Origin of the sequence: Neobacillus sp. B4I6 (assembly GCF_050434045.1) — a bacterium.
In the GTDB taxonomy this organism is placed as follows: domain Bacteria; phylum Bacillota; class Bacilli; order Bacillales; family Cytobacillaceae; genus Neobacillus.
In genome coordinates this window covers 5,524,785-5,537,298 of the sequence record NZ_JBNPWB010000002.1, presented here as the reverse complement: position 1 = coordinate 5,537,298, position 12,514 = coordinate 5,524,785, and the positions used below count along the sequence as shown (strand labels likewise).

12 protein-coding genes are annotated in these 12,514 nt (G+C 31.8%); 1 reads left to right on the top strand and 11 read right to left on the bottom strand.

Annotated features, from left to right (window positions below; translation table 11 throughout):
• Positions 1 to 14 precede the first annotated feature (14 nt).
• The 10 genes from QF028_RS29640 to QF028_RS29595 all read right to left on the bottom strand — a co-directional run bounded on the left by QF028_RS29640 (position 15) and on the right by QF028_RS29595 (position 10,769).
• Entirely contained in the window at positions 15 to 1,508 is a 1,494-nt protein-coding gene (locus tag QF028_RS29640; protein WP_429471098.1) for an oligosaccharide flippase family protein, read from the bottom strand.
• Positions 1,509 to 1,518: 10 nt separating this feature from the next.
• The gene (locus QF028_RS29635; protein ID WP_429471096.1) at positions 1,519 to 2,526 is read right to left on the bottom strand and encodes a glycosyltransferase; all 1,008 of its coding nucleotides are present in this window, start codon (positions 2,524 to 2,526) and stop codon (positions 1,519 to 1,521) included.
• 17 nt (positions 2,527 to 2,543) lie between these two features.
• Positions 2,544 to 3,536 (bottom strand): glycosyltransferase family 2 protein, encoded by a 993-nt coding sequence (locus QF028_RS29630; RefSeq protein ID WP_429471094.1) that lies wholly within the window; start codon positions 3,534 to 3,536, stop codon positions 2,544 to 2,546.
• A 2-nt stretch (positions 3,537 to 3,538) separates the two neighbouring features.
• Positions 3,539 to 4,693, bottom strand: coding sequence for a hypothetical protein (locus QF028_RS29625; RefSeq protein WP_429471092.1), 1,155 nt, complete (start codon positions 4,691 to 4,693; stop codon positions 3,539 to 3,541).
• The gene (locus tag QF028_RS29620; RefSeq protein ID WP_429471090.1) at positions 4,683 to 6,113 is read right to left on the bottom strand and encodes an O-antigen polymerase; all 1,431 of its coding nucleotides are present in this window, start codon (positions 6,111 to 6,113) and stop codon (positions 4,683 to 4,685) included. Before QF028_RS29620 ends, QF028_RS29625 begins: the two co-directional genes overlap by 11 nt.
• A 450-nt stretch (positions 6,114 to 6,563) precedes the next feature.
• Positions 6,564 to 7,235 (bottom strand): sugar transferase, encoded by a 672-nt coding sequence (locus tag QF028_RS29615; RefSeq protein ID WP_429471088.1) that lies wholly within the window; start codon positions 7,233 to 7,235, stop codon positions 6,564 to 6,566.
• A gap of 20 nt (positions 7,236 to 7,255) precedes the next feature.
• Positions 7,256 to 8,149, bottom strand: coding sequence for a UTP--glucose-1-phosphate uridylyltransferase GalU (gene galU / locus QF028_RS29610; RefSeq protein WP_429471086.1), 894 nt, complete (start codon positions 8,147 to 8,149; stop codon positions 7,256 to 7,258).
• Between the two features lie 326 nt (positions 8,150 to 8,475).
• Positions 8,476 to 9,240: a tyrosine-protein phosphatase gene (locus QF028_RS29605; protein ID WP_429471084.1), complete on the bottom strand. Its 765-nt coding sequence runs from the start codon at positions 9,238 to 9,240 to the stop codon at positions 8,476 to 8,478.
• 88 nt (positions 9,241 to 9,328) lie between these two features.
• On the bottom strand, positions 9,329 to 10,030 hold the full coding sequence (locus tag QF028_RS29600; RefSeq protein WP_429471082.1) for a CpsD/CapB family tyrosine-protein kinase: 702 nt from the start codon (positions 10,028 to 10,030) through the stop codon (positions 9,329 to 9,331).
• Positions 10,020 to 10,769: a YveK family protein gene (locus QF028_RS29595; protein WP_429471080.1), complete on the bottom strand. Its 750-nt coding sequence runs from the start codon at positions 10,767 to 10,769 to the stop codon at positions 10,020 to 10,022. Before QF028_RS29595 ends, QF028_RS29600 begins: the two co-directional genes overlap by 11 nt.
• Before the next feature lie 285 nt (positions 10,770 to 11,054).
• Here QF028_RS29595 and QF028_RS29590 point away from each other — a divergent pair, with 285 nt between their 5' ends.
• Positions 11,055 to 11,852 carry an SGNH/GDSL hydrolase family protein gene (locus QF028_RS29590; RefSeq protein WP_429471078.1) on the top strand — a complete coding sequence of 266 codons (798 nt, stop codon included), beginning with the start codon at positions 11,055 to 11,057 and terminating at the stop codon, positions 11,850 to 11,852.
• A gap of 213 nt (positions 11,853 to 12,065) precedes the next feature.
• On the opposite strand, the gene QF028_RS29585 is transcribed toward QF028_RS29590, so the two are convergent.
• The gene (locus QF028_RS29585) at positions 12,066 to 12,221 is read right to left on the bottom strand and encodes a hypothetical protein (RefSeq protein ID WP_429471076.1); all 156 of its coding nucleotides are present in this window, start codon (positions 12,219 to 12,221) and stop codon (positions 12,066 to 12,068) included.
• Between the last annotated feature and the right edge of the window lie 293 nt (positions 12,222 to 12,514).

Below are 12,514 nucleotides of genomic sequence, written 5' to 3'. Positions count from 1 at the left end.
TGAAATTTAAAAATTTAACATTTATCTTTTCTTTTAAAAAAGTTGATACATTTATAATATATAAAGCCACCCAATAATGCAGAAATTATTAATTTTATGATTATAGGAATTAATATTATAAAATTAAAAATATAAATTAATATTCCAGTAAGAAATGATGCTAATACAGAGGAAAATGTTATCTTAAACAAATTGTCCCAAGGGATGATCCACTTAATAGTCCGGGATGAGGAATAGTATATTAATATTGGATAACTTGCATTTGCAAGTAACGTTGCTATTGCAGCCCCAACATATCCAAACTTAGGTACTAGTAAAAAGTTTAATATAATATTGATAAATACTGATAAAAAAACAAAAAACATCATCATTTTAGTTTTACCCGTAATCTCATGGCCCTTGTGTCCATACATAGCAAAATTCCATAGTATTATACCAATTATAGTAATAGGAACAATTACAGAACCTTCTCTAAACTTACTTCCCAGAAGGATTTCAACTATAGATGAACTATTTAATGAAATATAAAAAGATAAAGGAATCGTTATTACTAAAAAAAGTTTTGAAAAATTCGTAATTGTTTTCTGAACATCCTGTTTATTACTGTTATTGGTATAATTCATTATCACCGGGTGAGCTGCAGTTAAAAGTGGCCCACAAATCAACCCTAATCCCATAGTAACAAGAGAATAATTTGCAGAATATATACCAACTTCTTGTGCTCCTCTAAAAAATTTAATAATATATCTATCAGATAAACCTAATAAAGAGTTCCCTAAGAACCAACCTATCATGGGAAATCCGTATGAAAACATTTTGTTAAAAAAAGTAAGGAAATTATTTCTTTGGAATTTAATATATTTTATTTTTATTAATCCAATATCCTTATAAATAGGAATAATTAAAACTAACATTGAAAAAGCTGTAGCCCATACAATAGAAATTACATTTTTATTTAAAAGAAATATTATAAGGATACTTAGCAAAAACTTAGACACACCGTTAATTAGTTGATAAATCCTATAATTTCTTGCTTTCATATCTGATTGATAAATGACTAAACCAATATTAAATAAAACCTGTGAAAATACTAATAAGACCGAGGACCAATAAATAGTTCTGTCAATGTCTAAAATATTAGAAAAGAATACATATATTAATGTCGATAACCCGTATAATAGAACTGAAATAAATAAAATTAAGATTCTTAAATTATTATTAAACTCATCTAATCTATTTTCACTTAAATATGCTGGCCTAAATCGTTGAATAGACTGCATGATCCATTGCGAAAAAATGGAGGAAATTACCAAAGATGTTGTTATTACTAATGTATATACACCGTAATCCTTTGGATTAAAAATTCTGGTAAACAGCATAACTGCAACAACATTCAGTAAAGCAGGTATTATTATAGCAGGAGCATATTGTAGGGTATCTTTTTTCAGTTTATACATTAGATTAAGTTTATTACCCTCTACCTTATCCTTTTTAATTCCCTGTTCCATTTCACTGCTCCTAACCTATATTTGGTTCTTTTCCTAATATTCCTTTATTTCCATTCTTTATTGCTTTCATTATCATCATAAATCTATCATTCTTATTCATCAAAACTGATAATAAAAATATTATCATTATGAAAGATATCTTATTTAGATAATATTTAAATCTATTATTTACTAAATTTCTCGTTTCAAAATAAACCCTATTTCTAATACCATAAAATATCCTAAAACTGGAGTTACTTGTCATAAAAGACATAATGAATCCGTGTTTTTCTTTAACAAACCAAGTTTTATCAATATCAATTATTTTACTTGAAGGTATTAAATAGATACCATTTGCAAATTTATTAATTCTGAAAGTAAAATCATAATCATCACAGTAGAGGAAATAATGTTCATTTGGAAATCCAATTATTTTTAATAAACTTTTATGAAAAAAAAGACCACCATAAGGTGCAATTGGAACCTTTGTATAATCAACAAAATTGTTTTCTTTAAGCTGGTTATCATTATTTCTAGCAAATAATTTATTATATATCTTAAATGGAATTTTACCCAGATCCCATCCTAAAAAACTATCATTTAAAGAAAAAGCATTATTAATTTCACTTCCTTCTGCCATTTTTTTGAAGTCTAACCTATCTTCTCTGTATGCAAGAAGGGCAATTTTATTACCAGTCACTTTACTAATTTCCATGTAATAATTCAATAAATTTTTAATACAACCTTTTTCTGGTAAGTTATCGTCATCAATTGTCATAATATAATCACATTCGGAAATAATTGCTTCTTTTAACCCTAAATTAAACGCATTAGCAGAACCTGTATTCTCTTTTAAATCAATTATCTGAATCTCAGGTCGGATATTCATCTTATTAATTTCATCTATTTTTGAACCATTATTAACAATAATAATTTTGTGTACTGACATCTCCTTATTAATAGAAGCCAAAACTTCCTTTAATAGATGTATCCTGTTGCCATATGTTACTGTAACAATACAAACCTTTCCATTATTCATAAAATACACCTCAGACCTTACTTAAGATTAACGGATTCAATTCTGCCAAACCATTTAATAATATCTTTACCGTCAATAACACTAGATTGAATTATATGCTTTCTTATTCTTAAGATTGATTTTAGGTTTTTTAAGACATATATAAAACCCTTGACAGAAGTTCTCTCTTTAAATAAGGTATATAAAAATATTAATAAATCATATATCAAGAAATACCAACCATCTATTAAAAAACCATATTTTGTTTCATTTTGTAATAGTAATAAAATCCTATTTTTCACAGAGTGCATATTAACCAAATTAGACATTTGCTCCCTCTTAAGAGGTGTATTATTCCTCACATGGTAAGCAATAGCATTAGGGTAATAGATACAATTCCAGCCCCTATGTTGTGCCCTCCATGCTAAATCAACATCTTCTCTATAAGCAAAGAAATATTCCATAAAATATTGATTGTCAATCTTAATATCTTCTAACATTTCTTTATTATACAAAGGCGCTGCTCCAGACGCTCCAAAAACATATTCTGGATTGTTAAATTGGCCGTTGTCTATTTCTTCTGATCCTCTGTCTAAACTTCTTCTATTTTTTTTAAAGTAAACTCCAGTTGAATCAATTATATTAGTTTTTTTGTTTTTTAATGGATCATATCTAAGTAATTTTCCAGATACTGACCCACATTTTCTATCTGCTAATTCTATTGCTATCACCATATTCTTTAAAAAATCGGGTTCTGCTACAATATCTGGATTAAAGGGCATATAATAATCTCCTTTTGATAAGGAGATTCCTAGATTATGTCCACCGCAAAATCCTAAGTTTTTTTTATTTTTTACTATCCGTGCAAAAGGAGTTAGTTCTTTTATAATTTCTAGAGTAGTATCTTCTGAGTTATTATCAATAATTAACAGCTCAAAATCTTTATAACTTTGTTTAGTGATACTATTAAGGCAGTTCCTTAAATACTTAGCGCTATTCCATGTAACAATACATACTGTAACTTTTGACATTATTACACCTCTTGAAGTAAGGAAAATATATATTTCGCTTTACTTTCCCAATTATTTTGTTTCATATAGTTTATTCTATTCTTAACTAATCTAGTGTCCTTCTCATTAAGAGCAAGTTTTAATTGACTGATAAACTCCTCTGGACTATTTGCAATATATATAAGATCCGATAATTTATCTGTAGGTGGTATACTTGTTGATACAATTGGTTTTCCGAAAGTAAGAAAGTCATAAATTTTCATTGAATCCTGAGACAAAGTATACTTACTAACAATATGTGGAACTATACATGCATCAAAATTAACTATATATTTCGGCAGCATTGAATAAGGAACTGGTCCAGAAAGCTTAATGTTTTTGTATTTACTAATTAAAATATTAATTTCATCTGAACTGTAATCATTCTTACCAATAAACTCAAAGTTAGTTTTTGGGAAAGAAGTTAAAAGGTTTTCTAAAATGTTTAAATCTATTCTTTCATGAATATTCCCAATATAACCTACTGTTTGTGTTCCATTGTTTTTTTGAATTACCTTTTGGGGTATTTCAATATCCTGGCATTCTAGTGAAGATGTGTTGTTTATTACGAACACAGCACCGTTAGTTCTGTCAAATTTTTCTTTCATATAGTCTGTATTAGTAGTAATAATATCTGCAATATCCTTAGCCAAATCATAACCTTTATTTATATATTTTATATGCCTTTTTTTACTTTGAAATAGTGGTGATAGACTCCAATCATCATATGCATCGAAAATTTTAGTGGCATGTATTTTATTAAATAAATATACAGACTTAGGATCGAATACCCAAAGGACAATGTTATTTAGATTTAATTTTTCAATTATTTGTTTAAATATAGGAGGTAATGCCCAACTTTCAAGTTTTCCAAATGGCAAACAATGCTCAAGGTAATATACTTCTCCCTTATTATCAAAAAACAAATTAAATAATAATCCTCGTTTTATTAATTGTCTTTCATTTTCCTTTATATTGATTATTCTATTAGGATGTATTCTATTAACAATAATTACATTCTTAAACAACTTTTTATTATAATATTGCTCTACGATTTTTAATGGTCTATTTATCTTATTTGTTTTTACATGGTCATACCAATTATGAGGCGAGACTATTATTAGAGATTTATGATTCATGTGTAAATACCTTCCTACTATGTTTATTTATGCCAATATACTTTCCGTAACATATATAGACTATTAGTGTTATAAAAGGCATAATGCTTGAAGAGGCTAATCCAGATAGTAAACTATTACTAAAATGATTTAACAAAAATGCGTATATTAAAATTAAAAACATATTTTTATGATTATTAGTAAATTTAAAATAAACAATTCTTAAAAGCAACATACTAAAAAATGGAATAAAAAACCACCCAAAATAACCAAAATTTGCAAATGCTTCGCCCATTACGGAAGGTACAGTACCGCCTCCGAAATAGCCCTGATTTAATGACATCTTTATCTGCATATCTAGAGTATATTGAGTTCCTGGAAGCACTGTTAGTAATGGTTCAATATAGGATTTCCCAAGCTTATAATCAAGGATGTTTGGAACTACTTCTAATACTCTCATAAAATTCTCAAATCCAATGCTAAGGTAATGTGTAAACACATATAACGAAAGCCCAATATAATCCCCGTTGCTTAAAAATATCTTGAATTCAGGATAGGAACTAAAGGACTCAGTATTTACAACTCGGTAAGCACCTATTCCCCCAACAAATGAAATAACAGCTAATATTCCAATTACTGAAACTGGTATCAATTTAGAAAGTTTAAATTTACCCTGGTATTTACACATAATAAAAATCAAGAAGGATGTGAATAGAATATTATATACTGGAGACCGATTACCTAATAACAATAAGAAAATGATAGATAGTATATACCTTAACCTACTAGAATTTAATGCTTTATTATTATGGACTTTATATAAGCTAATATTCAAGAAACCAATAGTAGCTGAAAGTATCAAAAAGCTAGCAAGTATTCTTAAATTTGCACCACCCTTTACAGAAGCATCTACCCTTGCTTGCTCCAAATCATTCATAAAAACAGGAATATTCCCTATTCTTAAAATATAAAAAATGTAACCTACCATACCAACAAAAAAAAGAATTTTCTCAAACTGCACTGATCTAAAAAGCATTGTTGTTCTTTTTGCAATATTCTCATCATATGATACCTTTTCTTGAAAAATACTTGAGAAAAAGTAACCTACCATATATCCAATAATCCCTATTATTGTGGCTATACCACCAATTTCAACATTATCTTGATAATCCCCTTTATAGATAATTCCTCCAAATCCAAAAAATATACAATAAAACAAACTGTACAAGAAAAGGGGGTTGGAAAGATCGATAATACCCTTATTTTTTAAAAATGAAAAGATAATAAGTGCCAAAGGGGGAAATATTGATAAAGTAAAAGATAGTGGAATAATATTAACAGAATTACTCCCGATAATTGTTGATAGTATTCCTATCGCACAGCCTGCTAGTAAACAACCGAAAATAACGCTGCTTTTTATATACCAATTTGTTATTTTCATATATTTTAGAAACAGATCCTCTCAATAAGATGTGATATTCAATCTTTATTTAAAATATTAACATTTTAATACTACTTGTATTTTCTGCAATTATATATAGTTGGAATGTACCCCATTGAAGAATATTCAATATAATGGTCTGAATTCAATAGATTTCCAATAATAATTTCAACTTTAAGTTTCATATATTCTTCTAATTGGTGGGGTTCTAATTCTTATTATTACCTACTCTATAATAATTAATAAAAAACTCTAATTAATTTATAATGTATTCAACTTATTTATGATTGATATTCTTTACATAAACTATTAATACTAGACATATGAAACCATTTCTAATAGCTTTATTCGTAATATCTAAAAAACATTTACTCCAGAAAAAATCAATATATTTTATATTCGATATTATAAATTAAATAGATTATTTAAATATTAGGTTGTTTTAACATCTTAAAATGCATCTTTCGATCCGAATAATACTAAGACCGTTTTAAGAATTATCCTTATATCAAATAGAAAGGATCGCTTTTGAATATATTGAAGATCCAATTCCACCATTTCTTCAAACCCAAGACTATTTCGCCCACTAACCTGCCACAATCCTGTACAACCTGGTGTGACCAATAAACGTTGCATGTCAAACTTAGAGTAAACAGCAACTTCTCTAGGAAGCGGTGGACGGGGACCAACCAAACTCATATCCCCTTTTAAAACATTAAATAGCTGGGGCAATTCATCAATACTCGTTTTCCTGATAAACTTCCCAATTTTTGTGATCCTTGGGTCATCCTTCATTTTAAACATCGCACCAGATACTTCATTATGCTTTAACAGTTCTTGTAACTTTTCCTCCGCATTGGATATCATTGAACGGAATTTATACATTTTAAATTCTTTACCATTTACCCCCACTCTTTTTTGTGAAAACAGAATGGTTCCCTTTGGATCTTCAAATTTGATTAAAATGGCAATAATAATAAAAAGAAAACCTAAAAGAATAATTCCGAATGAGGCACCGATAATATCAATTAATCTTTTGGTTAATAAATATGTTTTTCCATCATTAACAATTAATTTCTGGTTTTCTAAATAAGATACTTCTTGATTTGCGAGATTTGACACCCTTGACCCCTACCTTCTCTCTATAACGTTGCTTTTTCTTTATCTAATGAAGAAACTAGACTTTTCAAATAATCTAGCATGTCATCATGGAGGTCTTCATGTTGCAAGGCAAATTCAATCGTAGTCTTGACAAATCCAAACTTTTCTCCTACGTCATACCGTTTCCCTTCAAAGTCATAAGCAAATACTCTTTGGATTTCATTTAAGCGTTGAATAGCATCCGTCAATTGAATCTCTCCACCTGCACCCTTTTCCTGACGGTCAAGGAACATGAAGATTTCTGGTGTTAAGATATAACGACCCATTATCGCTAAATTTGAAGGAGCTGTTCCTGGTTTTGGTTTCTCAACGAAATTACTCACTTGGTAACGACGTCCTTCTTGGGATGAAGGGTCGATAATCCCATAACGATGTGTTTCATTTTCAGCTACTTGCTGCACGCCGATGACCGAAGAAAAAGTATCCTCATATTGATTAATTAGCTGTTTCAAACAAGGTGTTTCACTCTGTACAATGTCATCTCCTAGAAGGACAGCGAATGGTTCATTACCAATAAAGTTTCGTGCAGACCAAACCGCATGTCCAAGTCCCTTCGGTTCTTTTTGGCGGATGTAATGAATATCTGCTAGATTCGTAGCATACTGAACTCTCTCTAATAGATCATATTTTTCCTTTTCTATTAAATTCTGTTCAAGCTCGATTGCATTATCAAAATGGTCTTCAATTGCACGCTTCCCTTTACCAGTTACAATGATAATATCCTCAATACCAGCTGCCACCGCCTCTTCCACTATGTATTGAATAGTAGGCTTATCAACAATTGGAAGCATTTCTTTAGGCATTGCTTTTGTTGCTGGTAAAAATCTTGTCCCCAGCCCTGCAGCTGGAATGATTGCTTTTCTTACTCTTTTCATCTTTTATACCCCCAAATAATATTTCGCTTATCTAATAAACACTTTCACTAACTAAAGCGCTATGGGCAAAAAATAAATACCTAATGGAATTGCAAGTGCTTTCACACTTAAACTTTCATTAGATATCTATTGTTTTATTTAAAATCGGGCATCTAACCCGGCCTCACATCATGCTTTTGACGACATGCGTCTAAGGTCCTCTGATGGACCCACAGCACAATCGAGTGCCCCCATCGATAACGGGCAGGGAGCCTCGCCGATCAGGCATTTAAACCTGATAAAGATGTAAAATGATAATCTGTTAACTCTCTTCGGCTAATATTTTGTTAAAATATTTTAAAGAATTTCTTCTTTTTTATGCGCTCTGGTACTTCTTTATAGACATGACTACCTTCAATCATAAGTTCACCATTTTCTTCAAGCAAATAAACCATGTCATTTCCATACTTTGCTTGAATAATACTGAACGCTTCTCTCATCTTAAACGTACGATTGCTAGTATTATGAGCATCCGACGCAATAAAGTGGATGAGATTTGCTTCGATTAATTGCAGAGAAAATGTCTTAATCTTTTTCCCGAAATCTCCACAAACACTAGCTGCTGTAACCTGCGTTAATGCTCCCTTTTTCACAAGTTTATAAAGAAGTTCTGGTCGTTCGATGATTTCCTGATTTCGTTCCGGATGAACAATCACCGGAATAAGTCCCTTCATCTGCAGATCATAAAACAACTTCTCCGTGTATCTCGGAACATGGCTAGACGAAAACTCTACCAATACATATTGTGTATTATCGATTGGAAGAATTTCACCAGTTTCATAGCCTTCAACCATTTCGCCGTATATCCGTGTTTCCTGTCCAGGAAGAACGTTTAAATCTATCTTTTCATCTAGTAATATCTTGTTTAATTCTCTGACTCTATCAATAATTGTTTGTTTAGGATTTTCGTAACGGTTGTTCAAATGATGAGGTGTAGCAATAATCGTATGAATTCCCTGTTCGACAGCCTTCTTGGCCATTTCAATACTTTCCGACAAATCCCTTGCCCCGTCATCAACACCGGGTAATATATGACAATGTAAATCAATCATTGTTCACACACACTTTCCAATAAATTGTTATTTTCCAGCAACTTTTTACATAGTAGCACTAATAAAGGGAGGAATTTGTCGAAACTTGTCACTTTGACCCATAATAATAATAATAATCACTATTTTGAACTTCTTTATGATTTAAAACCACGCCAAGCAGCTTGCTTTGGGCATTTTCAAGCAATTCTTTTCCCTTTTTTGCTTGATCGATTTCTGTTTTCTCACTATACACAACTAGAATCGAACCGTCACACTGATTCGCTAGAATTTGCGGATCAGCAACCGCTAATAATGGCGGGGTATCAAAAATTATATATTCGAATTCAGCCTTTGCGTCTTCAATAAATTGTTCCATTGATTTCGAACTTAACAACTCAGCAGGATTGGGTGGAATCGGTCCACTCGTCAGGATATACAAATCCTGCTCCCCTGTTTCAAGAACGGTCTTTTCAAGTGTCCTTTGCTTTGTTAATACAGTCGAAAAGCCAAATAAGTTATTCATCCCAAATGTATGGTGAACCGTTGGTTTACGAAGGTCCGCATCGACTAGTAATACTTTTTTACCCAACTGTGCAAATGTAACCGCAAGATTAGCAGCTGTTGTTGACTTCCCTTCCCCAGGTCCTGATGAGGTAACCATAATGGCTCTTATTTCTTGATCAATCGAGGAATATTGGATATTTGTGCGAATCGTCCGGTATTGCTCCGAAATCGGTGACTTTGGATCGATCGCAGTGACAAGCTTACGTCTTGCATCTTTACTGTTCAATTTCTTCTTTTTAAGAGCCAAGTGTCTCACCTCTAACCGTTGATTTTCTATCCGCACGTCGCGCTGCCGATTCTTCCATCTTTTGGTCATCAATCGTTGCAATAACACCCAGGATTGGAAGACCCAAGATTTTTTCAACATCTTGTTCGTTTTTAATCGTGTTATTAAAGTACTCCAATAAGAATGAAAGTCCAACACCTGCCATTAAACCAACAACGATTGCAATTGCGACATTTAATAATGGTCTTGGTTTAATTGGTGCAGGATTTTCTGTCACATCTGCTTTTGCCAAAATGCTGACATTATCTACATTCATGATATTTGCAATCTCTTTTTTAAACACTTCCGCTGTTTTGTTTGCGATTTGTGCAGCAACCTCTGCATTAGGGTCCTGAACCGACAAGTTGACAACTTGGGAATCCTTTTCGCTGCCCACTGTAATCTTTTCTTTTAATTGTGCAGCTGTCATGTTTAAATCAAGCTCTTCCGAAACTTTATCTAGTATCGCCGGACTTGTAATAATTACATTATAGGTGTTAATTAACTGAAGGTTTGTTTGTACTTCATTCGCGCTATACAAAGATTGATCACTTTTCTTCTGGTTAACGAGAATCTGTGTAGAAGCTTGGTAAATCGGGGTTAAGAAAAAGTAACTAACCACTCCACTGATGATCGCAGCAACTAAGGTTATCGACACGATTAATAGCAATCGTTTTTTTAATGTCTCGAGCAGTTCTTTTAAACTAATTGTCTCTTCCATTTCGGCCTCCTAATAATTTCGATACAAAACATTGTATATTATAGCATATATTGACATGTTTTTTGTTTTTTGTCTAAATAAATATTACTCTATCTATTAAACACCCTTTTTACAGAAATTTGAAGAGGAAGTTGTCATTTGGAATTTATTACACATATGATAACCAACTATAATCAATTAAATGTCCTTTGTAAATATTTGTAGATATAAATCGAAATTGAGCAAATTTTCGATCCTCGTCTGCTATAATTATTATGCAATCTATTTTTGGGGGTATATATCGTTATGCTGAAATTTTTAACGGCATTATTAGCCGTCGGATTCCTTATTACGCTCTATTTAGGTCAATCGCATTGGAACCAAGAACGGCAAGCATCCGCAAAAAGTAAACCAGTTCATCAATCATCCACATCCAACATAGATGATCAAAACACTGAAGAACAAGAATTACTTAAGCTCACAAGTAATTGGCCTGCCAGTGCTGTTGATCAATTTAAGCAATCCTTAAAAAAGGACAAGCCATTTACGATTCTTTTTGCTGGTTCTCCAGCGATTGGCTCTGAGACGGATGGTTCTTTTCCGTTAATTAAAGAGAAGTTAGTAAAAGCATTTGGCGAGCGGCATATCAATGTAGAGCTCAAAACCTTTAACTTAACTTCCACTCAATTGCTTTATCAAAGGAAACAAGCGGAAATTGCAGAAGTGAATGCAGATTTAATTATATTTGAGCCGTTTATTCAAAAGAATAATGGGGAAGTACTAATTAAAGATACCTTACAAAATACATCTGAGATTATTGATGACATTCAAGCAGACAAACCTGAAACAGCCTTTATCCTGCAGCCATCCTTCCCGCTTTATCAAGCAGAAATCTACCCACGTCAGGTAGCTGAGCTAAAAAAGTATGCACAGGAAAAGCATCTTACCTATCTCAACCACTGGACAGCATGGCCTGATCCAAATACTAGCGCGATGAAAGACTATCTTCAACCAGATATGAGTGCCCCAGGTGAAAAAGGTTACCAAGTGTGGAGTGAGTACATACTGGAATTTTTAACGAACAGAAAGAGCGAATCCCAATAATGATTCGCTTTTTTTTAATTCAGGTGACCGCAAGGTCCAATTTAATTAATAACAAGCAAGCCCAATAAAAGTGAAATTTAGTTTATTAATTGAAAACGATACTCATATTAAAAACACTATTATAATAGAAGAAACTAGGATTTTTATCCTTTCCACCCATTAAAAAAGACTATCGAATTTTGTTTCGACAGCCCATTATTTATATATATATGATTAGCCGACCATCAAGTTTTTCAAGTCCGCTTTTAAGTCTGCGATTAGTTTTTCTAGGGTGATGCCATTCTCGTTTTTGCCCGTTTCGTATGCCCTTCTCACGATCTCTGAGAAATTATCAACATTGGCTCTATTAGTCTCCTTCTTCAACTCCACCTCTCGTCCTCCTTATGTTTATTATAATCCCTTATTTTACTAGAATCATTGCAAGATGTATATGTCCTTTTAGTAGGATTATGTTGAAATTAAGTGAAATTTGTAAAAGATTGTTGTTAGGTCGTTGGAATGATGTCAGCTGAAAAAGGGGGTTTAGGTTAGGAGTATATTACTGGGAGGTTTCTTCCATTCTGGCTCTATTATCGCGGTGATTCTCGATTAAACTCGCTAAATCAACTGATAATTCCGTCAATATTCCCATTTTCGCTATCAAATCAGGAAAGATTTACAAT